The sequence below is a fragment of the Streptomyces sp. NPDC019890 genome (genome assembly GCF_044903445.1).
Lineage (GTDB): Bacteria > Actinomycetota > Actinomycetes > Streptomycetales > Streptomycetaceae > Streptomyces.
This window is the reverse complement of sequence record NZ_JBJDQK010000003.1, coordinates 402,177-425,864: the sequence shown is the minus strand read 5'-3', so window position 1 is coordinate 425,864 and position 23,688 is coordinate 402,177. Positions and strand designations below refer to the sequence as shown.

The 23,688-nt window shown below is 70.8% G+C and carries 18 protein-coding genes; 15 read left to right on the top strand and 3 right to left on the bottom strand.

Annotation, left to right across the window (positions count from 1 at the left end):
* Window positions 1–353 precede the first annotated feature (353 nt).
* From ACI2LP_RS10320 to ACI2LP_RS10255, 14 genes are all read left to right on the top strand, one after another.
* On the top strand, window positions 354–944 hold the full coding sequence (locus ACI2LP_RS10320) for a carbonic anhydrase (protein WP_404724079.1): 591 nt from the start codon (window positions 354–356) through the stop codon (window positions 942–944).
* Window positions 945–1,105: 161 nt separating this feature from the next.
* A complete protein-coding gene (locus ACI2LP_RS10315) occupies window positions 1,106–2,560 on the top strand; it encodes a SulP family inorganic anion transporter (protein ID WP_404724439.1) in 1,455 nt (484 codons plus the stop codon).
* 572 nt (window positions 2,561–3,132) lie between these two features.
* The gene (locus ACI2LP_RS10310; RefSeq protein ID WP_404724078.1) at window positions 3,133–3,486 is read left to right on the top strand and encodes a hypothetical protein; all 354 of its coding nucleotides are present in this window, start codon (window positions 3,133–3,135) and stop codon (window positions 3,484–3,486) included.
* Entirely contained in the window at window positions 3,486–4,517 is a 1,032-nt protein-coding gene (pstC, locus tag ACI2LP_RS10305; protein WP_404724077.1) for a phosphate ABC transporter permease subunit PstC, read from the top strand. The genes ACI2LP_RS10310 and pstC overlap by 1 nt, the downstream gene beginning before the upstream one ends.
* A gap of 1 nt (window position 4,518) precedes the next feature.
* Entirely contained in the window at window positions 4,519–5,898 is a 1,380-nt protein-coding gene (gene pstA, locus ACI2LP_RS10300; RefSeq protein ID WP_404724076.1) for a phosphate ABC transporter permease PstA, read from the top strand.
* An 87-nt stretch (window positions 5,899–5,985) separates the two neighbouring features.
* Entirely contained in the window at window positions 5,986–7,704 is a 1,719-nt protein-coding gene (gene pstS / locus ACI2LP_RS10295) for a phosphate ABC transporter substrate-binding protein PstS (protein WP_404724075.1), read from the top strand.
* Entirely contained in the window at window positions 7,701–10,265 is a 2,565-nt protein-coding gene (locus tag ACI2LP_RS10290) for a hypothetical protein (protein ID WP_404724074.1), read from the top strand. The genes pstS and ACI2LP_RS10290 overlap by 4 nt, the downstream gene beginning before the upstream one ends.
* A gap of 97 nt (window positions 10,266–10,362) precedes the next feature.
* On the top strand, window positions 10,363–11,361 hold the full coding sequence (locus ACI2LP_RS10285) for a hypothetical protein (RefSeq protein ID WP_404724073.1): 999 nt from the start codon (window positions 10,363–10,365) through the stop codon (window positions 11,359–11,361).
* Window positions 11,362–11,465: 104 nt separating this feature from the next.
* Window positions 11,466–13,040 (top strand): Ig-like domain repeat protein, encoded by a 1,575-nt coding sequence (locus tag ACI2LP_RS10280; protein ID WP_404724072.1) that lies wholly within the window; start codon window positions 11,466–11,468, stop codon window positions 13,038–13,040.
* 171 nt (window positions 13,041–13,211) lie between these two features.
* Window positions 13,212–15,095 (top strand): hypothetical protein, encoded by a 1,884-nt coding sequence (locus ACI2LP_RS10275; RefSeq protein WP_404724071.1) that lies wholly within the window; start codon window positions 13,212–13,214, stop codon window positions 15,093–15,095.
* A 109-nt stretch (window positions 15,096–15,204) separates the two neighbouring features.
* Entirely contained in the window at window positions 15,205–16,095 is an 891-nt protein-coding gene (locus ACI2LP_RS10270; RefSeq protein WP_404724070.1) for a hypothetical protein, read from the top strand.
* Between the two features lie 14 nt (window positions 16,096–16,109).
* Window positions 16,110–17,408 carry an Ig-like domain-containing protein gene (locus tag ACI2LP_RS10265; protein WP_404724069.1) on the top strand — a complete coding sequence of 433 codons (1,299 nt, stop codon included), beginning with the start codon at window positions 16,110–16,112 and terminating at the stop codon, window positions 17,406–17,408.
* Entirely contained in the window at window positions 17,405–18,352 is a 948-nt protein-coding gene (locus ACI2LP_RS10260) for a sortase (protein ID WP_404724068.1), read from the top strand. Before ACI2LP_RS10265 ends, ACI2LP_RS10260 begins: the two co-directional genes overlap by 4 nt.
* Before the next feature lie 209 nt (window positions 18,353–18,561).
* Window positions 18,562–19,311, top strand: a complete 750-nt coding sequence (locus tag ACI2LP_RS10255; protein ID WP_404724438.1) for a phosphate ABC transporter ATP-binding protein — start codon at window positions 18,562–18,564, stop codon at window positions 19,309–19,311.
* Between the two features lie 93 nt (window positions 19,312–19,404).
* Here ACI2LP_RS10255 and ACI2LP_RS10250 read toward each other — a convergent pair whose 3' ends face one another.
* From ACI2LP_RS10250 to ACI2LP_RS10240, 3 genes are all read right to left on the bottom strand, one after another.
* Window positions 19,405–20,757, bottom strand: coding sequence for a rhodanese-like domain-containing protein (locus ACI2LP_RS10250; RefSeq protein WP_404724067.1), 1,353 nt, complete (start codon window positions 20,755–20,757; stop codon window positions 19,405–19,407).
* A 44-nt stretch (window positions 20,758–20,801) separates the two neighbouring features.
* On the bottom strand, window positions 20,802–21,896 hold the full coding sequence (locus ACI2LP_RS10245; RefSeq protein WP_404724066.1) for a sulfite oxidase: 1,095 nt from the start codon (window positions 21,894–21,896) through the stop codon (window positions 20,802–20,804).
* Window positions 21,897–22,233: 337 nt separating this feature from the next.
* Window positions 22,234–22,593, bottom strand: coding sequence for a hypothetical protein (locus ACI2LP_RS10240; protein WP_404724065.1), 360 nt, complete (start codon window positions 22,591–22,593; stop codon window positions 22,234–22,236).
* A gap of 167 nt (window positions 22,594–22,760) precedes the next feature.
* Here ACI2LP_RS10240 and ACI2LP_RS10235 point away from each other — a divergent pair, with 167 nt between their 5' ends.
* The gene (locus ACI2LP_RS10235) at window positions 22,761–22,835 is read left to right on the top strand and encodes a 50S ribosomal protein bL37 (RefSeq protein ID WP_099504217.1); all 75 of its coding nucleotides are present in this window, start codon (window positions 22,761–22,763) and stop codon (window positions 22,833–22,835) included.
* Window positions 22,836–23,688: the final 853 nt, after the last annotated feature.

Here is a 23,688-nt window from a genome sequence, read left to right as displayed (position 1 = left end):
CGTCGACGTGTCCTGGGACGACCCCAATCCTCTGGACAAGCCGCCCCCCTCCCGCAACGGCGGTCGGCCGGGCAGCCTGCCGACCGCCCACGCCCCGCCCACAGGCAATCGCCCCTCATCGGCCACAGCGCGTGAGGACAGCTCCACCGCCTCCCGGGTGCTCCGCCGCCCCCCGACCCATGGGGCCTCACCCCTCGGTCCACCCGGACAACCTCCCGCAGCACGGCTCCCCGTTCTGCAGGTGTTCCGCCTCTGATCGTTTCGTCGCCCGCACGGTTTCCCCCACTCCGTACCTGCGATTCGACATGACGACTCACCACCGCGCGCCCTGGGCGCGCTGGAGGAACACCCCCATGCACATTCTCATGAAGAATGCCCGCGCCTTCCGGGAACGGGCCGCCGCCCGCGCCGACGAGTTCGGCCGCCTCGCGGACGGTCAGTCCCCGCAAGCACTGTTCATCACCTGCTCCGACTCGCGGGTGATCCCCTCGCTGATCACCGGAGCCCGCCCCGGCGAGCTCTTCGAACTCCGCACGGCGGGCAGCATCATCCCCGAACACGACCCCGACCGTCACTCGAGCGAGGCGGCCACCATCGAGTACGCCGTCGAAGTGCTCGGCGTCGCCGACATCGTCGTCTGCGGCCACTCCCACTGCGGTGCCGTCGGTGCGATAGTGCGCGGCGAGGACCTCTCCGCCGTCCCCGCAGTCCGCGGCTGGCTGGAAAGTACGTCACCTCCACCCCTCTTCACCGACTCGTCCCCGGCCATCGCCGAGGCCGTCCAGCACCATGTGCTGCGCCAGCTCGGGCGGTTGCGCGACTACCCATGCGTCGCCCGCCGGGCCGCGGAAGGACGGCTGATGCTGCACGGCTGGTTCTACGAGATAGACACCGGCTCCGTGCTTGCCCACCGGCCGCACGACGACGCGTTCCTTCCGCTGTGAGCGCCGCCGACACCCGCGAACGCGACGCGCGCGAACCCGACGCCCGCGAACGCGATGCCCGCGAATCCGACGCCCGCGAATCCGACGCCCGCGAACGCGGGAACCGCGGACGCCACCGCCGGGCGGCGGCGCAGCGCGCGGAGCGACCCTCCGCCTCGACGCTGCGAACCGATCTCACCGCGTCCGTCGTCGTCTTCCTCGTCGCCCTGCCGCTCTGCGTGGGCGTGGCCGTCGCCTCCGGCGTCCCGGCCGAACTCGGCCTGGTCACCGGCATCGTCGGCGGGCTCGTCACCGGACTGCTCCCCGGGAGCAGCCTCCAGGTCAGCGGACCCGCCGCGGGGCTGACCGTCCTCGTCCTCGAAGCCGTCAACGAATTCGGACTCGGTGCCCTGGGCGTCTTCGTCCTCACGGCGGGCGTGCTCCAGCTGGTCATGGGCGCGCTGCGCCTCGGCCGCTGGTTCCGCGCCATCTCCATCGCCGTGGTGGAAGGGATGCTCGCCGGGATCGGTCTCGTACTGATCGCCGGCCAGCTCTACGCCATGGCCGACGCTAAGGCGCCCGGCTCGGGCCCCGCCAACCTCATGGGTCTGCCCGCGCTGCTCATCCGTACGGCCGGCTCGCCCGAGGCGCTGACCGCCTTCGGTCTCGGCGCGGTCACCGTCGCGATGATGGCCCTCTGGAAGCATCTGCCGCCGAAGGTCCGGCTGGTCCCCGCACCGCTGGCCGCCGTGGCACTGACCACCTCCGTAGTGGCCCTGTTCGGGCTGTCCGTGAAGCGGGTCGAGGTACAGGGGCTGCTGGGCGCGATCCGGCCACCGTCCGCCGACGACCTCGGCAGGATCGCGGACGCCGGAGTGGTCGGGGCGATGGGCACGGTCGTCGCCATCACGCTCATCGCGTCTGCGGAGAGCCTGTTCAGCGCCGCCGCCGTCGACCGGCTGCACACCGGCCCCGGCACCGACTACGACAAGGAGCTGATGGCCCAGGGCGCGGGCAACGCCGTCTGCGGAGCCCTCGGGGCGCTGCCGATGACCGCGGTCATCGTGCGCAGCGCGGCCAATGTGCAGGCGGGTGCCCAGACCAAGGCGTCACGGGTGCTGCACGGCGTATGGCTGCTGCTCTTCGCGGCGCTCGTACCGGCCGCGCTCGGTCTCATCCCGGTCGCCGCGCTCGCCGGCATCCTGGTCTTCTCCGGCTGGAAGCTCATCCCGCTGAAGGAACTCGGGCCGCTGTGGCGCGAGCACCGCGGGGAGGCCCTGATCCTGGTGGCGACCGCGGTCGCCATCGTCGCGACCAACATGTTCGAGGGCGTGCTGGCCGGACTGCTGCTCGCCGTCGCCAAGTCGGCGTGGGAGACGTCGCACGTCCAGGTGCAGGTCGACGAAGGCGCCGACCGGAGCAAGCCCCTCCGCGTGGTCGTCTCGGGCAACGCGACCTTCCTCCGGCTGCCCCGGATCCTCGACACCCTCGAGGGACTGCCGAAGGACCGGCACATCGAGCTCGACCTGCTCGAGCTGCGCCATGTCGATCACGCGTGCAGTACGGCCCTCACCAACTGGGCCGACCGGCACAACAAGGAGGAGGGAGCCACCAAGGTTCTGATGCCCGCGGTCTGACCCACCTCGGCACGGCCCGGTCCGTACGGCGCCCCGACCGGTCGCCGTAAGGACCGGGCCAAGCCCAGGGCACCTCCGCCTCGCCCGTTTTCACGCGGCGAGGCGGAGCCATGTCCGGCCTGTTCGATCCGCCGGGCGACCGGCGTGGCGACGCCGTGGCGACATGAGCGCAGTCCCGAGGGCTCCTACCGGCTCAGGCGCCCCAGCACTCGCCGGAACCGCACAGCGTCACCAGAATCTTGATCACGATTACCTTGGGTTCATCGGAGCTTCCCATTCACCTTCCCTCCGTTCGGCCTTCACCTCGCTGTGCACACAGGCCCTACACAACCCGCCACTGTCAGGGGCGGTTGGGGCGGTCTTTCGGCCAGTGGCGAAAAGCGCAGAGGCGGAAGACGGAGGGGTGGGTGGTTTCGATGGTTCGGCCGCGGTTCTTGTACGCAGTACGAGTATCACCACAGAGACCGGAAGAAGGGGAGAAACCGGTCGGGTGGCGTCTGGTCGGGGCGAACAACCGTGAACTGGGTCGCAGTGCTGAGGCGTTCGGCAGCCTCCCGACGTGTCAGGCCGCGGTGAGTCGGCTCCGGGAGCAGATCGCGGACGCCCGCGGGTTCCTCACCATGTCGGACATGACGGGCAGTTGGACATGGCGACTCGAACTGGAGGGGCGGGCTGTCGCCGTCGCCGGGCGGGCCTACCAGCGCCATCGCGAGTGCCAGTACAACTTCAGCCAGTTCCTGGCCGCGGTCCCGGTGGCCCAGCTGACCGAGGGGATGCCGAACCGGCCCCGGCCGCGCGGGCTGCCGCTGCGCGGTCCCGCGCGGTCCAGGTCCACGCGTGAAGGGCCGGACGGCGAAGGTCACACCTTTTCGCGTACGGCCGGCGGCACGGTCGCGACCGGTATCGGCGCCGGGACGAGTGCGTGATGACAGTTGCCGTACCTGGGCTCGGACGTCCGTCCGAGTCGGGCCCGGACCCCGTGGACGCGCCGCGTGCGCTGCGCGGCAGGGGTGAGCCGGCGGACCGCCTCTTTCGTGGGGCGGCGCGCGGGAGCGGGGCCGTTGTGCTGGCCATCATGCTGCTGGTCGGTGTCTTCCTCACCTACCGTGCGTCTCAGGCCCTCGATGTCGCCAAGGGCTCGTTCCTCACCACGTCCGCGTGGGAGCCGGATGCCCACCGCTTCGGGATCGCCGCGGTGCTCACCGGCACCGTGCTCATCGGCCTCGTGGCGATCAGCATCGCGGTGCCACTTGCGCTCGGCACCGCGCTGTACATCTCGGAGTACGCGCCGCGGCGGCTGAAGCGGACGTTCGTCTCGCTCGTGGACCTCATGGCCGCGGTGCCGAGTGTGGTGTACGGGCTGTGGGGCGCCTTCTTCCTGCAGGGGCATGTGGTGGGGCTCTCCCGCTGGATCGCGACGTACCTCTCCTGGATCCCGGTCTTCAAGGTCGACGGGAGCGATCCGCACGACCCGCTGGAGACGACGACCGTCTACACGTCCTCCACCTTCATCGCGGGCATCGTCGTGGCGCTCATGGTCACGCCGATCGCCTGCTCCGTGATGCGGGAGACGTTCTCCCAGGCGCCTCCGGGAGAGCGCGAGGGCGCGTTCGCGCTCGGGGCGACCCGGTGGGGAATGATCCGCGCGGTCGTGCTGCCGTTCGGCTGGGGCGGCGTGATCGGCGGCACCATGCTCGGGCTCGGCCGGGCGCTGGGCGAGACGATCGCCGTCTACATGATCATCTCGCCGGTCTTCGCCGTACAGCCGCACATCCTCCAGAACGGCGCCAACTCGGTCTCGGCGCTGATCGCACTGCGCTACGGATCCGCGAGCGCCTTCGGGATGTCGGCCCTGATGGCCGCGGGACTCGCTCTGTTCCTGATGACCCTTGTCGTGAACTTCATCGCGTCCTCGATCGCGGCCCGCAGCCGCTCGGGCAGCGGGACGGAGGCCTGAGATGACCGACCTCCTGGACAAACGGCCGGCAGGGACCGTGCGGCCGGCCACCGAAGGACGGGACGAGTCCCCGGAAGTCCGCCGCAACACCTCTTCGGTGCACGGGTCGGATGTGCTCGCCCTGGCGGGCGCCGCCGTCGGGTCCCTCGCCCTGACGGTGCTCCTGTTCACCTGGATCGCTCCGTTCGACTCGATCCTGGGCTTCGCGGTCGTCGCCTACGTGCTCTCCCTCGGCGTCTACGCCGTACTCGTCTCCTTCGACGAGAACAGCGTGGCGGTACGGGACAAGGTCGCGGCGGTGCTGTGGCAGAGCCTCGCCACGCTGCTGCTCGCGGCGCTGGTCCTGGTGGTCGTGTACACCCTGTGGCGCGGCAAGTCCGCTCTGGTGCACCTCAACTTCTTCACCGAGGACATGTCGCGCACCGGTCCGCTGCAGCCGCTCACCGACGGCGGCGTCGTGCACGCGATCGTCGGCACCCTGGAGCAGATCGCCATCTCGCTGGCGATCACTGTGCCGCTCGGGCTGGCGTGCGCGGTGTTCCTCAACGAAGTGCCGGGCCGGTACGCCCGGTTCGTACGGACCATCGTCGAGGCGATGACGGCGCTGCCGTCGATCGTGGCCGGCCTGTTCATCTACGCGACGGTGATCCTCATCCTCGGCGTCGACAAGTCCGGGTCCGCCGCTGCCCTGGCGCTCAGCGTGATGATGCTGCCCATCATCATCCGCGCCTCCGACGTGGTCATCCGGCTGGTGCCGGGCTCGCTGCGCGAGGCGTCCTACGCGCTGGGCGCGAGCCAGTGGCGCACGGTCTGGACCGTGGTGCTGCCCACCGCACGCTCAGGGCTCACCACCGCGGTGATCCTGGGCACGGCGCGGGGGATCGGCGAAACCTCGCCGGTGCTGCTCACCTCCGGCTTCACGGCCGACCTGAACACCAACGCGCTCAGTGGTCCACAGGTCTCGCTGCCGCTGGCGACCTTCCAGTTGGTGGGATCTCCCCAGCCCAGCCTGATCGCCCGCGGGTTCGGCTCCGCGGCCCTGCTGATGGCTCTCGTACTGCTGCTGTTCATCGTGGCCCGGGTGGTCGGCGGACGCGGTCCCGGTGAGCTGACCCGCAACCAGCAGCACCGGCGCGTGGTTGCCTCGCGCCGCGACGTGGAGCGCATGAGCAGGCGCGCACGGCTCGGGCCGGAAACGGCCGTGGTGTCCGGGGGCTTCCCGAACGCCGCACCGGACTCCGCACCGGACTCCGCACCGGACGCGGTGCCGTACGCCGCGCCGGACGCCAGGCCGGCCGCCGGGCCGGATGTCGCGCCGGACCCAGGGTCCGGCCCCGAGCCGGGCGCCCCGTCCGGTGCCCCCGGCCGCCCCTCCGGCTGAGACCCGTCGAGCCCGCACGGCTCCCACCCCGCCCCCGCGGATTCCGCACCGCCCTGTACCGACGACACCGACCAGGAGTCACCAGCCATGCCCGGATCGCCTCCGGCAACGTCCGCACGCTTCCGCCTGAGAGTCGTGACCGCCTTCGCCCTCTTGGCCGCCCTCCTGTTCGGCGCCGCGCTGCCGGGTGCCGAGCCCGCCGCTGCCGCGACGTACGTCCCGATCTCGGGTGCCGGATCCACCTGGAGCCAGAACGCCCTCGACCAGTGGCGGGCCAACGTCAAGCAGTACGGCATGACGGTGAACTACAACGGCACCGGGTCCTCCGACGGCCGTAACCAGTTCCGCAACGGCACCGTGGACTACGGCGTCTCCGAGATCCCGTACGGCATCAAGGACTCGGGCGTCGTCGACCCGCCGCCGTCCCGCAAATACGCGTATATGCCGATCGTGGCCGGCGGTACCTCGTTCATGTACAACCTCACGATCGGCAACCGGCGGGTGACCAACCTCCGGCTGTCCGGAGAGGTCATCGCCAAGATCTTCACCGGGCAGATCAAGACCTGGAACGACCCGGCGATCAAGGCCGACAACCCGGCGCTCGCCTCGGCGCTGCCCGCCCGCCGGGTCGTCCCGGTGGTCCGCTCCGACGGCTCGGGCACCACCGCGCAGTTCACCACCTGGATGAGCAAGCAGTACGGCTCGATGTGGGACGCCTACTGCCGCCGGGCGGGCCGCACCACTCCGTGCGGCGCGACGTCCAACTACCCGCTCGTACCGGGCAGCGGCTTCGTCGGCCAGTCGGGCTCCAACGGCGTGTCCGGCTATGTCGCCCAGGGCGGCAACGTCGGCACGATCACCTACGTCGAGTACTCGTACGCGGTGTACACGACCGGATTCCCGGTGGCCAAGGTGCTCAACGCGGCCGGGTACTACAGCGAACCGACCGCGAAGAACGTGGCCGTGGCCCTCACCAAGGCGCGGATCAACGAGAACAGCTCGTCGCCGGGCTATCTGACGCAGATCCTCGACGACGTCTACAACGACCGGGACCCGCGCGCCTATCCGCTCTCCAGCTACAGCTACATGGTCATCCCGACGGCGCTGGAGTCGAACTTCAACGCCCAGAAGGGCAAGACCCTCGGTGCCTTCGCGTACTACTTCCTCTGCCAGGGGCAGCAGCACGTGGACAATCTCGGCTACTCGCCGCTGCCGGTCAACCTCGTGCAGGCCGGTCTGAAGCAGGTCCGCAGGATTCCCGGGGTCGACGTCGAGAAGATCAACATCAAGGACTGTCACAACCCCACCTTCTCCAGCGACGGCAGCAACACCCTGGCCAAGACCGCCCCGTACCCGCCCGCCTGCGACAAGAAGGGCGGGGCGCAGTGCAACACCGGCACGGGCGGCGCGAAAACCCCGACCAACGTCAACGGCTCCGGCTCCTCGGGCGGTTCGTCCGGGTCCGCCCAGGGGGCCACGGGCAGCGGCAGCACCGGCTCCGGCGGGTCGGCCTCCGGGGCGGGCGGCAAGGGTACGGGCGGGACGACGTCCGGCACCGGCAGCGGTGGCGCCACCGGTGGCCCCGGCGGGGCCACGATCGACCCGGACACCGGACAGGTCATCGGGGACAGCGGCGCCGCGGCCGGAGGCGGCAGCGGTGACGCGTTCGCCATGCCCGTCACGACCGCCCGCAGCATCAGCGGGGGCATGCGGAGCGCGCTGATGGCCGTGGCGGGAGTGATGCTCCTGGTGCTCACGGTCGGGCCCCCGCTGCTCAACAGACGGCTGAAGCGGGGCAGGTCATGATCGCCGCACTCCGCCGGTTCGTCCGGACCACGTCCGCTGTCGCGCTCGTCCTTCTGACGCTGATCGTCGCTGTCGTCCTGGCGACAGCTCCCGGTCCGGCCGACGCCGCCGACCGGAGCAGCTCCGGCGCCGGGTCCGCGGTGACCGTCTCCGGGCGAGGTCCCTACGCGGACCTGAAGGTGACCGTCAGCCAGACCCGGAACCTGGTCAACCAGGTGGTGAAGATCTCCTGGAAGGGCGGCGCCCCCACGGTCTCGGACACCACCTATGCGGCCAACTACCTCCAGGTCATGCAGTGCTGGGGGGACAGGGCCGGCGGACCCGACCCCGAGCAGTGCCAGTTCGGCGGCTCGTCCGCGCTCGGGGCCGGCTCGGGCAGCCAGGCCGCCGGCGCGTACACCAACACCCGGCAGCTGACCTACGGCGCACTGAAGGACCCCGACCAGCAGCTTCCGCCGGCGACCGGCAGCGGCATCTCGTACGTCCCGTTCAAGTCGGCGACCGGCGATGTGATCACGAAGGGGAACTGGAACGAGTTCTACGACGTGAACACCACGAACGAAGCCCCCTACGCCCGCAGCGGTCCCGACGGCAGGGGCGAGGTGTACTTCGAGGCCCAGACGGCAGTGGAGGCACCCGGCCTGGGCTGCGGCGAGGTGCCGGCCGGGGCCTCGAACGCGACCGCCGGCCGGCCCTGCTGGCTGGTCATCGTGCCGCGCGGCGAGAGTGAGGTGGACGGCAGCTCGTACCGCTCCCAGCCGAGCGGGCTCCTGCAGTCCTCACCGCTCACCGCGAGCAACTGGAAGCACCGTCTCGTCGTGCCGCTGCGCTTCGAACCGATGGGCCGCTTCTGCCCGCTCGGCGCCGACGAGCGGAGCACGCTCGGCGACGAGATCGTCGCCGAGGCCATCGCCCGCTGGCAGCCGGCCCTGTGCCAGTCCGCGAGCAGGACGATCTACGGCTACGCACAGGTGACCGACGACACCGCCCGCGCCAAGCTGGTCTCCGGCAAGCCCGGACTGGTCTTTCTGGGCCGCCCGGCCACCGGCGGCCAGGTGCCGGCCGGCCTGCGTCCTGTCTACGCACCCCTGGCACTGTCCGGGCTGACCATCGGCTTCTTCATCGAGAGCCAGGCCGGCTTCAACGCGCCCGACGCGGTCACAGCGCGCGACGGAGCACGGCTGAGCGGGCTCAACCTCACCCCGAGGCTGGTCGCCAAGCTGCTCACCGAGTCGTACCAGGACGGAAATTCACGCTTCGCGCCGAGCACCGCCGACAACCCGTTCAACCTCGCCCGCGACCCGGAGTTCCGGAAGTTCAACCCCGCCTACAAGGACCTGGACTTCGGCGGCAGCCTGGGCGACGCGCTCGTACCCGAGGCGCTCTCCGACGCGGCCTGGCAGCTGTGGAACTGGGTGGAGAAGGACCCGGCCGCCCGGGAGTTCCTGAGCGGCACCGCCGACAACAAGGGACGGTACGGCGACGCGGCCTTCTCGGGCATGAAGATCAACCCGCACTACAAGAACCTCAAGCTGCCGCTGAACGACTTCCCGAAGAGCGACCCGTACTGCCAGCAGTTCGAGGACCACCAGGACCACCCCCTGTGCATCCAGGACAAGCATCCGTACGCCTCCGACATGCACGCGGCCGCCCGCGCCGCCGCCCGTGGTGACACGCTGGCCCGGGCAAGCTGGGACAACACCACCACGCCGCCCGGCTACAAGAAGAACCCTCCGCAGCCCATGGGACGGCGGGCGGTCCTGGCCGTGACCGACACGGCGACGGCGAGCCGCTACGGGCTGGTGACGGCGAAACTCCAGAACGCCGCGGGCCACTTCGTGGGCCCGGACACGGTCGGTCTGCTCGCCGGCCAGGCGGCGATGAAGCCCAGTGGCGTCACCGGGGTGGTGAGCCCGAACCCGGCCACCACCGACAGGAACGCCTACCCGCTCACCCTCCTCAGCTACGCCGCCACCGTGCCCGAACAGCTGACCAAGAAGGAGGGCCAGGACTACGCGGCCCTCCTGAAGTACGCGGCGGGCAACGGACAGCGGCCGGGTGTGGCGGCCGGAACCCTCCCGGAGGGGTACGCGCCGCTGCCCAAGACCGTGCGCGCACAGACCCTCGCCGCCGCCGACGCCATCGCGTCCCGGGCGGGCACCTCGCCGTCAACTCCCGGCCCCGGCGATGACCTTGGCAGCTCCACCGCGGGCTCGGGCTCGTCCGGCGGCGGCACGGCAGGCAGCGGCGGTGACGCAAGCACCGGAGGCAGGTCGGCAGGCGGGCAGTCGAGCGCGGCCGGCGCGGCCGGGTCGTCCCCGTCCGCGACCACAAAGCCGTCCGGTTCACCGTCCGCGGCGACAGCCGCCGCCTCCGACGGCCCGATCCTCCGCACTCCGGCCTGGGCACTCGGCGCCGTGCGCTACGCCCTGCTGATCGCCCTCATCGTCGGGCTCGCCGCCGCGGTCGGCGGCCCTCTCCTGCCGAGGGTGGTGCCGCGGCTGTCGGCAGGCCTGTCGGCCTGGCGACAGGCCAAGAAGCCGGGCGCCGAAGGGAGGTGATGCCCGAACCCGAACCAGCGACAGGTCCGCGCCAACGAACTGTCTGAACATCGCGCCGGGCACCACCCGGCGAAAGCCTATCCGAGAGGTAACGCACGTGAACAAGAGAAAGATAGCCGTCGCCGCCGTCGGCATCACCGGTCTCCTCACCGGCACCGTCTGCGCCAGCCAGGCCGTCGCCGACCCCTCCGGGCCGCCGCCCTACCGCCAGCTCTCCGGCGTGGGCTCCGACACCACGCAGGGCGTGATGAACGGCCTCGCCAACGTCATCACCATCAACGGCACCAAGGTCATCGGCTCGTACGACGCCGTCGGCTCGGCGCAGGTCACCACGAAGGACCCCGCGACCACCCCGGGCTGCACCATCAACCGCCCGAACGGTTCCGGCGCGGGCCGCACTGCCCTGCTGAACTCGCTGCAGGCGGGCAACGGCTGTCTGGACTTCGCGCGCTCCTCCAGCCTCAACCTGGGCGCCGCGAACCCCGGCCTGACCTACGTCCCGTTCGCCGTGGATGCGGTGAGCTATGCGATCACGCCCACCAGCACCGTGCCGCGCAAGCTCGCCCTGGCCGACCTCAAGGCCATCTACCACTGCGACCCCAACTACGTGGGAACCGCTCCCAACTTCAGCCTCACCGTGTACCTGCCGCAGGCCGGCTCCGGTACGCGCAGCTTCTGGGAGTCCACGATGGGCATCACCGACGCCGACGTGGTCGCGGGCGTCTATCCCTGCATCAAGGACACCAAGGGCGGCGCGCCCGTCGAGGAGCACGACGGCCGTGTCCTCGACGACAAGTCGATCACCCCGTTCTCCATCGCGCAGTACAACGCCCAGAGTTCGCAGACCATCGCCGACCTCCGCGGCCGGGCGATCCTGGGCACCATCGACAACCTCTCGCCGAACACACTCAACAGCAGCTTTGCCGTGAAGCGCGACGTCTACAACGTCATCCCGACCAGCAAGATCGGGACCGCGCCCTACAGCACCGTCTTCGTCGGCTCGAACTCCCTCGTCTGCCAGCAGTCGGGCCTGATCAACACCTACGGCTTCGCGACCAACGCGAACTGCGGCGACACCAGCAAGCAGACCCCCTGAGGCTGCCTCCTGACCTCGCACCACAGCACCTCAAGCACCTCAACCCCCCATGCCTGACTTCGCTTTCGTCACTTTCGAATCCTTCCGAGAAGGAGAGCACGACTGTGTGGAAGAACAAGCTCTCGCGGACCCTGGCGGGCGGTCTCGCGAGCCTGGTCGCCGCGCTGGCCGGCGGCCTGATCCTGGCCCCCTCGGCGCACGCCGCCGACATCGGCACCGCGGTGGTCACTCCGGCCACCGGCTCCGACACCTCCAGCATGACGCTGACCACGTCGGGCGCCTGCCCGGCCAACGCCACCAACATCATCGTCTCGGTGACCGGTTCGGGCTTCCCGGCCGGCGGCCAGAACGTGGTCGGCAACTCGCCGATCGACACCTACGGATCGACCGCGGACGGCGGGCTCGTCATCCCGCTGTCCCAGACGATGCGTGACTACGCCAACACGGCCGGCTTCACCAACCTGACGGGCAAGTACAGCTTCCTCGTCACCTGCCGTACGGCCTTCAACGGCACCAGCCTCGGCGACTTCCCCGGCGCGGTCTGGTTCACCTCCAACACGGCGTACCAGAACACCGATCCCGCCGTGAAGACCGACACCACCACCTCCCTCGCGGTGTCCCCGGCCAGCCCGGCCACCGCGGGCACGCCCGTGACCCTGACCGCGACCGTCGGCCCCGCCGGCGCGGCCGGCTCGGTGCAGTTCCGCGACAACGGCGCGGCGCTGGGCAACCCGGTGACCGTGTCCGGCGGCCAGGCGCAGCTCACCACGAGCAGCCTGAGCACGGGCAACCACTCGCTGACGGCCGCCTTCACGCCGAGCGGCACCTCCTACAACCCGTCCACGTCCGCCGCGGTTTCGTACACGGTCAACGCCGCTGCGGCGACCGCGACGACCACCGCGCTGGCCGTATCGCCGGCCGGCACCGCGGCACAGTACAGCCCGGTCAGCATGACGGCCACGGTGGCGCCCGCCTCGGCGGCCGGTTCCGTGAAGTTCCAGGACACCGTGGGCGGCACCACCACCACGCTGGCCACGGTGCCGGTCGCCGCGGGTCAGGCCGCCTACACCACCAGCAGCCTGGCTGCCGGTGACCACTCCTTCTCGGCGGTCTTCGTCCCGACGAACCCGGCCGCGTACCTCGGCTCGGACTCCGGCGCCGTCCCGTACGTGATCGGCGCCTTCGCCGGTGTCACCGCCTCGCAGGACATCACCACGACCGTCCAGTCGGGTGCGCTGGTCATCAGCGTCGACAACCCGCATGTCACCCTGCCGTCCCCGCAGCTGAACGCCAACGGTGACCTGCTGGCCACCACCGGCGCGATCAACCCGGTCACGCTCACCGACACCCGGGCCGGCAACCCCGGCTGGTCCGTCAGCGGCCAGCTGACCGACTTCTCCGACGGCGGTACGCACCAGATCAACGGTCAGAACCTCGGCTGGACGCCGAAGGTGATCGACAAGGGCGCGTCCCAGACCGTCACCGCCGGTGGGGCCGTCGCCGCGGCCAATGGCGTCGCCCCCGCCGACGCGGGCACGGCCGGACTCAAGTCCTCCCGTTCCCTCGCCAACGGAACCGGCCTGGGCACCGCCCACGTCGGGGCGGACCTGGCCCTCAACGCGCCGACGTCGACCGTCGCCGGCACCTACACCGCAACGCTCACCCTGACGGCCATCTGACCCGGTCGGATGTTCGCGGGGCGGCCCCCACTTCCCCAAGCAGCCGCCCCGGTCGGGACGGGCAGCGATGCCCGTCCCGACCTCCGCCCCCCGCTCCTCCCTCACCCCCCGCTCCTCCCACCCCCACACCATCCCGCTCCGCCCGTCCCGCGCCCGATCGGACGACCCGACATGATCACGACCTCAGCCCGCCGCACGGCCGCCGTCCTGGCCGCCTGCCTCCTCGCCGTCCTCCCGGCCGCAGCCGGAGCCGCGTCGGCCGCCGCCACGGTTCCGGCCACCCGGCCGGGCGACGGCGGACAGGGGCGTACGACCTTCGGTGTCCAGCCGTCGGCCGCGAAGAAGCCGGACGCGCGGCCAAACTTCTCGTACGGGGCGACCCCGGGCGCCGCCGTCAAGGACCACATCGCCGTCTTCAACTACGGCAAGGAGCCGCTCACCCTGCGGGTGTACGCCGGCGACGCCTTCACCACCGCCGACGGGGGCTTCGACCTGTTCGCGGCGGACCACAAGTCGACCGACGTGGGCTCCTGGGTGAAGCTGGGCAAGAACCTCCTGAGCGTGCCCGGCCGGTCCCACGTCGTCGTGCCCTTCACCCTGGCCGTTCCGCGGAATGTGACCCCCGGGGACCACACCGGCGGCATCGTCGCGTCGCTGTCGGCGGTACACAGCGACAAGAAGGGCAGCAAGGTCGCCGTCGACCAGCGCGTCGGGGCGCGGATCTATCTGCGCGTGGCCGGTGAACTGGCCCCCCGGCTCACCGTCGAGGACCTGCACACGACCTACCACGGCACGGCCAATCCCTTCGGCACCGGCTCCGCGACAGTCACGTACACCGTCCGCAACACCGGGAACGTCCGGCTGGCGGCCCGCCAAGCGGTGGGCGTGCGCGATCTGTTCGGCGGCGGTGCGAAGGTGGCGAACCCTCGTGACATCACCGAGCTGCTGCCCGGCGCCGCCGTGAAGATCACGGCCTCGGCCACGGGCGTCCTCCCGGCCGTGCGCGACACCACCACGGTCAGGGTCGACCCCAAGCCCGTGCGCGGTGACATCAAGCACCGCGTGCTGCCGCGCGTCACGCGTACCGAAAACTTCTGGGCCGTGCCGTGGGCGCTGCTGTCCCTGCTACTGGTCGCCACGGGAGCGTTGACGCTGCTGCTTGTCCGCAGACGTCGGCGGCGCGGGGCGGGCCCGGGCGCCCCGGACCAGGGTCGCGTCGTCGGCCGGTCGAAGCAGGCCGTAGGGCTGGCGGCGATCCTGCTGACCGCCGGAACGGTCGTGGCGGGCGCACCGACCGACGCGCAGGCGGCCCAGGCCGGCGGACAGTCGGCGGAGGCCGACAGGCTCGCGGTCAGCCCGGCGCGGGGGAGCGACACCCAGCCCATCACCCTGCGCGCCGCCGCGCCCTGCCCGGCGAAGACCTCCAATGTCATCGCCCGCGTGACCGGCGCCGGATTCCCCCGCGGGGGCCAGATCGTCGTCGGCAACGCCCCGCTCGCCACCTATCCGAAAGCGCCGGGCGGCGGCCTGACGATTCCGCTGACGTACACGATGCGGGACTACGCCAGCACGGCAGGCTTCACCACTCTGCGCGGCACCTACACCTTTACGGTCAGCTGCCTCAAGGGCGCTTTCGACCTGAGGAGTCTGCGGGACTTCACGGGGTCCCTTCGGTTCACCGCGAAGGACGCGTATCAGGACGGTACGCGGGTCGCGGTCAAGGCCCCGGGCGCGAAGGCGCCGGGGCAATCGGAGCAGCCCGTACCGCCGGATGTTTCGGGCGGAGGTACGGGCGCCGGCACCGGGAGCCCGGCGGGCGGAGCGGGCACGCCGGGCGGAGCGGGCGCGGCGGCACCTTCCGCGCCCGCGAACGGATCCGGCACCCCCGGTGTGCCCGTCACGGCGGCCGATGCCGCCACCGATGACTCCAACACCTCGCTCGTCGCCTGGTCGGTGGGCGGGTTCGCCGTCGGCCTTCTGGCGCTCCTCACGGGCGTCGTCCACTGGGCGCGAGGCCGCCGGAGGCGCGCCGCCGAGCCCGCTTCCAGCGACTGAGCGACTGAGGGACTGAGCGACTGAACGCCGGAACGACTGAACGACCGAACACACCCAGCACCACCAGCACCACCAGCACTTGATCCATCAGCCACAGGGAGAGAACACCGTGTCCTTCACACTCACGTCCCGCACTCTGATATCCCGGCCGACCGCCGTCCTCCTCGGATCGCTGATCGTGGCGTCCGGCGCGGCCAGCCTGCTCGCCGCGACGGCAGCGTATGCCGATGCCGCCGGTTCGATGGAGGTGACCCCGGCCACCGGCACGGACACCAGCGGGATTTCGCTGACCACGGCGAAGGCGTGCCCGGACGCGGCCACCAACCTCATCGTCGCGGTGAAGGGTTCGGGCTTCCCGGCCGCGGGACAGAACGTGGTGAGCAACTCGCCGATCAGTACGTACGCGACCACGCCGGGCGGCGGCATCGTTGTGCCGCTGACGCAGACGATGCGGGACTACGCCAGCACGGCCGGTTTCACCACCCTGCAGGGCCGTTACGACTTCACCCTGACCTGCCGCACCGCCTTCAACGGCACCAGCCTCGGCGACTTCGCCGCGCCGATCTGGTTCACGTCCAACACCGCGTACCGCAACACCGACCCCGCCGGGCCGACGGCCACACCGTCCTCGTCGCCCTCCAACACCGGCTCCCCGTCGCCGACGGAGACCGCGTCCCCTACCGACACGGCGAGTCCGACCGACACCGCCTCGCCGACGGACACCGCCTCGCCCACCGACAGCGCCTCGCCCACCGACACGGCGTCGCCGACCGACACGGCCCTGCCGACGGACACCGCGACCCCGGGCGGCGGCTCCCAGGGCATCTCCACCGACGTCAACGGCGGTTCCTCGGGCGGCAAGGGATCCCTGGCGGCCACCGGCACCGACGTGGCCATGGTCGGCGTGGCTTCCGTCCTCCTCCTCGCCGGGGGCATCACCGTCGTCCGCCGGACCCGCACGCGCGAAGAGTTCTCCGTCACCGACACCCCGAACGTCTGAGACGGAGAGAGACCATGAAGTTCTCGACTGCACGCCGACCTCTGTCGGTCGCTCTCGCATCGCTCCTCGCCGCCGGCGCGCTCGCGTTCGGCACCGCCGGAGCCAGGGCGGATGTCCTCGGTTCGATGGAGGTGACCCCGGCCACCGGTACGGACACCAGCGGGATCACGCTGACCACCGCGGGCCCGTGCCCGGCGGAGGCGACCAACCTCATCGTCGCGGTGAAGGGTTCGGGCTTCCCGGCCGAGGGCCAGAACGTGGTGAGCAACTCACCGATCGAGACGTACGGCTCCACGGGCAGCGGTGGCATCGTGGTGCCACTGACGCAGACGATGCGGGACTACGCCAGCACGGCCGGTTTCACCACCCTGCAGGGCCGTTACGACTTCACCCTGACCTGCCGGGCCGCGTTCGGCTCGACGACGTACGGCGATTTCACCGCCCCCGTCTGGTTCACCTCCAACACCGCGTACCAGAGCACCGCGCCCGCCGCCGCGACCACGACCACCCTCGCGGCAGCGCCTGCGAGCCCGGTCGTCGTGGGCACGGCCGTGAAGCTGACGGCGACGGTCGCCCCGGCCGAGGCGGCCGGTTCGGTGCGTTTCCTTGACGGAGCGGCTGAGCTCGGCGCCTCTGTCCCCGTGTCCGCGGGAACGGCCACCCTGACCACCAGCGGCCTGGCCGTCGGCACCCACTCGCTGAAGGCGGAGTTCACGCCGTCCGACCCGGCGGCGTACGGCACTTCGGCCTCCGCCGCCCTGACCTACACGGTCAAGATCAAGCCCCCGGCGGTCACGACGCCCGCGAAGGTGACCGGCACCGCGAAGGTCGGCTCGACGGTGACCTGCACCGTGGCGTTCGGCGGCGCGACCTCCGTCACGTACGCCTGGCTCCGCGATTCCGCCGTGATCAGCGGCGCGACCACGCGTACCCGCCCGCTCCTCGCCGCCGACTACCCGCACAAGACCTCCTGCCGGGCGGTCGCCACCAACAGCACGGGCAGCACCACGGCGACCAGCCCGGCCGTGACCGTGGGCCTCGGCCCGGCCCTCAGGAACGTGACCAGGCCCTCGATCACCGGTACGGCCAAGGTGGGTTACCGGCAGACCGCCAAGCCGGGGACATGGACCCCCGCGGCCACCACGTACAGCTACGTCTGGAAGCGCGACGGGCGGGTGATCAGCGGTGCCACGCGGGTGACGTACTACCCCACCAAGGCCGACCGTGGGCATCTGATCACCGTCACCATCACGGCGAAGCGCCCCGGATACGCCTGGGGTTACGCCACCTCGGCGCAGCGGAGGATCGGATGACGGCACCGGTTGCCCTGGCCGACGCCGCGCCCCGGCACGCCCCGTCGCCGGTCGACAGCAGGCCACCTGCCCCCTCGTCACCCCGCCGCCCGGCCGCCGGCCCCGGACTGCGCGTCGTCGGCGCCGCGCTGAGCATCCTCGCCGCGCTGCTGCTCGGATTCGTCGTCGACGTCGGCCTCGTGGGCGACCTCCGGCACGCCCGCGACCGGCAGGTCGACTACGCGGACTTCCGGTCCGCACTTGCCAACGGGGTCGCCCCCGTTGGCAGATCGGCCGGCGGCGGTACGGCGCCGGCGCCCGGCGAGCCGGTGGCGCTGCTGGAGATCCCCGTGCTCCATCTGCGCGAGGTGGTCCGTGAGGGCACCACGGCGGGGGACCTGGCCCGGGGCGCGGGCCACCGCCGGGACACCACGCTGCCGGGCCAGGCCGGAGTCAGCGTCATCATGGGCCGCCAGGCGACCTACGGGGGGTCCTTCCGGCACCTGGGCGACCTGACCGAGGGGGACCGGTTCACGGTGACCACGGGCCAGGGGAAACACACGTACAAGGTCATCGGCGCGCGCCGGGCCGGCGACCCCCAGCCGCCGGCACTCACCGCGGGCCGGGGCCGCCTCACGCTCACCACCGCCGATGGGACCCCGTTCATGCCCCGGGGCATTCTGCGCGTGGACGCGGACCTGGTCTCGGACGTGCAGCCCACACCGTCGGCTTCGGTCCCGCCGGGCGCCCTGCCGGAGGACGAGAAGCCGATGGCCATGCAGCAAACGGCCTGGCTGCCGCTGGTGCTGTGGGGCCAGGCGCTGGTGCTGGCGGCCGCGGCCGTCGCCTGGGCGCATGCGCGCTGGGGCCGGCCGCACACATGGGTGGTCGGCGTTCCGCTGCTGGGCGCCCTCGGCCTCGCGGTCGCCGACCAGGCGGCGCTGCTCCTCCCCAACCTTCTGTAACCGAGTCTCCGACCAGTCCCCAACCGGGTCTCCAACCGACACCGACCGAGTCCCCAACCGACACCGACCGAGTCTCCGCCGAACAAGGATGTGCCGTGACCGACCAGACCACCCAGATCGAGACGACCCTCCCGCTTCCGGCGCACACCGACGGGTCCCGGAGCAGCGGGGCGGGCGGGGCGAGTGGGGCGACCCTTGAGGCCCGCCGGATCTCGGCCTGGTTCAGCGACCACAAAGTCCTCGACCGCGTCTCGCTGACCATGCCGACGAGCCTGGTCACGGCCCTCATCGGCCCCTCCGGATGCGGCAAGTCGACCTTCCTGCGCATCCTCAACCGCATGCACGAACTCGTCCCGTCCGCCTCACTGGCCGGCGAGGTGCTGATCGACGGCCAGGACATCTACGCGACCGGCCAACGGCTGACCGAGGCGCGGCGCCGGATCGGCATGGTGTTCCAGAAGCCGAACCCGTTCCCGGCGATGTCGATTTACGACAACGTCACCGCCGGCCTGAAACTCACCGGCATCCGGGTGGGCGGGGCCGCCAAGGACGATCTCGTCGAGGAGTGCCTGACCAAGGCGGGCCTGTGGAAGGAGGTCCGCAACCGCCTCCGCCAACCAGGCGGCGCACTCTCCGGCGGCCAGCAGCAACGCCTGTGCATCGCCCGCTCCCTGGCCGTGCGCCCCAAGGTGCTGCTGATGGACGAACCGTGCTCGGCGCTCGACCCGACGTCCACCCGCCGCATCGAGGAAACGATCCGCGAACTGGTCCACGAGGTCACGATCGTGATCGTCACCCACAACATGCAGCAGGCGGCGCGGGTCTCCGACCAGTGCGCCTTCTTCCTCGCGGAACAGGGCACGCCGGGCGCGATCGTCGAACACGGCCCCACGTCGGCGATGTTCTCGGCGCCGTCGGACCCGCGGACGGCGGACTATGTGGAGGGCCGCTTCGGGTAGCTCTCCGGTGCGTCACCCCACTTCGACAGGAGCGCGCACCAGCGAGCCGTACTCAGTCAGCCGTCGTGCGTGTGTGTGTCAGGCATGTCTGTGTCAGGCGTGAGCCATCAGGTCCCCCACGCCACCGCTGACCACCGCCGTCACGGGGATGCCCACCCGGTCGAGCAGACTCGCCGCGATGGTGGCCCGTCGCCCGCTCCCACAGACCGTCCAGATCTCGCGCTCCCTGGGCAACTCGCCGAGCCGCCTGGGCAGTTCGGTGAGTGGCACGGCGAGCGTTCCCGGAATGCCGCCCTCGGGGCGCTCCGGCCGTACGTCGAGCACCCGCCGTTCGGCAATGTGCCCGGCCAGTTCGGGTGCGTCCGCGGTACGGAAGGAACGCAGCGGCCGACCGGCCGCCTGCCAGGCGCCGACGCCACCCGCCAGATACCCCGCGATGTTCTCGTAACCGATCCGCAGCAGCTGCATCAACGCCTCCTCGGCCGCTTCCCCCTCCGGCTCCGGCAGCACCAGCACCAGGCGCGCACCGAACGGCACGACCTCGCCGACCAGGCTCGCGAACCGGTCGTCCAGCTCGTCGCAGAGCGCTCCGGGCAGATGGCCTGCGGCAAAGGTTCTGCGGTCGCGCCCGTCGATGACGTGCGCACCGCCCCCGACCAGCCCCTCCACGATGCTCGGTGTGAGCGGCCGGAGTGTGGGCGGGCCACCGAGCACCTGCGGACCGGACCGGTTGATCGGCGCCATGTAGCGGTAGTAAGCGGGGTACGGCGGCAGACCCGACAACCGCCGGCTGACGAATCCCTCCTCGTCCTGAATGGTCAGCGAGGGATTGGTACGCCGCTCGGCGCCCACGGTGGTGGTCCTGTCCCCCGACACCGGCCCGGCCGCGCAGGAGCTGCCTGCTCCGTGTGTCGGCAGCACCCGGGTGGCGTCCGGCAGCAGCGAAAGTCGCCTCAGCGAACGGAACTGCGCCCGGGCCAGCTCCTCCGTACGGTCGTCGCCGGACAGGTCGGTACGGCCCGCGCTCCCGACGAGCATGCTGCCTCCGGTGAAGACGGCCGTCGGCGCCATGCGTGTGTCGTCGAAAACGAGGTACGAGGTGTGCTCCGCCGTGTGCCCGGGCGTCTCCATCGCCCGCACGGTGACATCGCCGACGACGATCTCGTCGTCCTCCGCCAGCGGCAGATGCGCGAAGGCGTACGGCGCGCGGGCCGGTCCGGCCACCGTGGCACCGGTCGCCGCGCGGACCTCCAGCGCCCCGGAGACGTAGTCGTTGTGCACATGCGTCTCCAGGACGTACCGGATCCCCACCCCCCTGGACGTACAGGACTCCATCAGCCCCCAGCTGTCCCGCTGCGGGTCGACCAGCGCGGCCTCGTCGCCGCTGACGAGGAGATAGCTGGTGTCACCGAGTGATGGGGTGGTGATGATCTCGATCTCGCTCATACCGTCACCTCCGGTATCTGTTCGGGGCTGCTGTCCCGGGGCCCTCATACGACGACCACTTCCACCGATGCCACTGGGTTGCAGCCGTAGCCCTGGGCGTTCCAGGGCGCCCGTGGCGGCTGGGTGTCGCCGTGCTCGTCGGTCGCGCGGGCCAGCAGCCGGTACTGACCGGGCCGCCGCGGCGTCCACAGGTACGACCACCCCGTCCAGGCGTACGGCCCGGCCGGCACTTCGAGCACGGCGTCGCGCCAGTCCCGGTCACCGGCTCCCTCTTCGTCCTCGCACTCGACGCGCACCTCGACCTGACGCACGGCCACCCCGGCCCCCGACCAGGCCCGACCACGTACGAGGGTCTCCGTGCCGCGGCGGACTGCCGAATCCGGCTCGGGTGTGGTGATCAGCGACTTGACCCGTACGGTCGTCACGGGCCCGTCGGTGGTGCCTCGCGACGCCACATAGACGTACTCCTCGGCCTGAAAGACACCGACGAACGGCTCCGTGACGGCCCGCGCGCCGACCAGCCACTTCACGTCGGCGACCGCATACCGGCCGGGAACCACCAGACGCACGGGCGCCCCGTGCTCGGGGGCGAGGGGTTCGCCGTTCATGTGCGTGGCGAGGAGCGTGTCCGGGTGCAGGGCCACGCCGAGCGGAAGGCTGCGCTCGAAGACCACCGGTCGACCGTGCACGGTGCCGGAGTCGGCTCCGGTGAAGACGACTTCCACGGCATCCGGCGCGATCCGAGCCCGTTCGGCCAGCGAGCGGAACGGCACGCCCGCGAAATGTGCGCAGCCGACGGCCCGTTGGTCCCACTGGAGACCCGGCGGGCGGGGAGTCATCAGGCTGCGGCCATTGCCCGCGCATTCCAGTACGACGTCGAGTTCCAGCCGCGCCATCGCAAGCAGCTCGTCATAGCCGATGTCGAAGGGCGCATCCACGGCGCCGCCGAGCCGCAGCCGCCACCGCTGGGGTGTGGTCCGCGGAACCCCGAAGTGGTCGCGTACGAAGAAGGCACCCACGGGTGTCATCGGCTCGGCCAGCGCGGCCCACGGTGTCTGGGCGTTGTAGGGCTCGTCCGTGACTGTCTCGGGTGCCCAGGCCGTGGCACCCGGCCCGCGTGGAATAGCGGATGCGGTCATTGGCGGCACCTTCGGCCAGGCTCATGGCGAACGCGACGAGGGTTGTTTCCAGCGTACGACCGGGATCCCGCGGGAGATATCCGCAGATATCAGAACAAAAACCTTGACTCGTGCGAAATATAGAGGAGACTCATTAATACACCGGACAACCGGAAAGAGCCGCACCGCCCGAGGAGACGTCCGAAGGCCCGAGTGACCCTTGTCCCGGCTCTGGCCAGGCCCCCGGCAGATTCTGTCGGTGCAGGAGCGTCTAGCGACGACTGAGACGCTTCGCATTGACAAGAACCGCCGGGGACTGTCGTGTCCGCACCTGTTCTTGGCGCCCCCTTCTCCTCCATCAACGGCAGGACGCCGGAGCATGCACGGCAACCACGTGCCCGTGCGCATCGACTGTGAGGGCCACCCGCTCGACCCTGTTCGTCACGCTGAGAGCGACCCACACGAAGGCCCACAGAAAACAGGTGACGAGGCTGAGGATGGCGTGCAGCACATGGTTCAGCGGCTCGCCACGTACCAGGATTGCCTGCGTCTCCGAGCGGGACTCCACCCGCCATCCGCTCGCGATCCGCTGATTCACCGCCCAGTCGAGGATGAGGCGCCGCTGCGTTTCATCGGGTACGCGGCCTTCGAATCCGAAGTAGCCGGGTGGCGGCTGGAGAGGCTCCCCCCACCCGGGTGGCACCTTGCGGAGCTTCATCAGCCCACCTCCAGATGCGCGGCCATGTGTCCAGGGTGCGTCGCGTGGCCGGACACAGCACCCCGAGATCGACACGGCCGCACGGCTGATGCGGACCCCGTGGGCCGACTCTAGACTGACGAAAACGTGGAAAGTCAGGAAAGTCCTGAATTAGGGAGATGCGCACCATGGCCAAACGAGGCAACAAGCGACGCGGACGCAAGAAGAAGAAGGCCAACCACGGCAAGCGCCCCAACGCCTGAGCGGCCGGAGCGCACCGCCCCTGAATTGCGCGTGCGTACGAGATGAGAGCCGGACCCGGTGGGACTGGGTCCGGCTCTTGATGTCTGGCGCCGCTGCGCGGTCGCGAGGCACGGCCTTGGCCGGCCCTTCCCTGTCGAGAACCAAAGCGTGCCGCCACGGCAAGGCAGCCCTTTGCGTGTTGCGTGGCCGGACGCCCGTACCCTGACCAGGGAATTCATCGGTACGGAGGGGCCGCCCCGACCCGCCGGAGGACGCGGGCGGGGCGGCGGATCTGTACCGAGCAGTGGGCAAACAACTGAAGCTCCTGCGAGAGCGGGCCGGCCTCACCCAGAAGGAGCCGAACTGCTGGGTGCGGGCGGCCTGTTGAAGACAGCCAAGGAGGACGTGGCACGGGCGAAGGCCAAGGCGCGAGTGCGGCATCCGGCTTGGTTCCGCGACTATGTCCGGCTCGAGGCAGACGCAGTCGAGGTCAACAACCCATTTTGTCTGCCGCGTCCGCAGACAGCGCGCCGCTCCTGTGTGCGTGACCTACTTTGAGGACCTGACACCGTACAGCTACGCCAACGAGCGGATGACGGGGGAGCCATGCCAGTGCTCAACGTCGGCCGGCTCTCACGCCGCAGGCGGTTCTGGAGGGGCGCTCCCTCGCAAGGCTTGGTCGATGCTTTGGAAGTACCTGGCGCGCAATCGGAGGGTGCACCAGACGCGCGGCTACCACTTCTGCCCTTGGTGCACCGGATGGCCTTTTGCGTTCCAGTGATCCAGACAGTCGTCCCGTTGAGCGAGGTGCAAGGGGCTGCAACACCCTTGGTGTTGCAGCCCCCGGACACAGTGTGCGGACGCGATTACGTT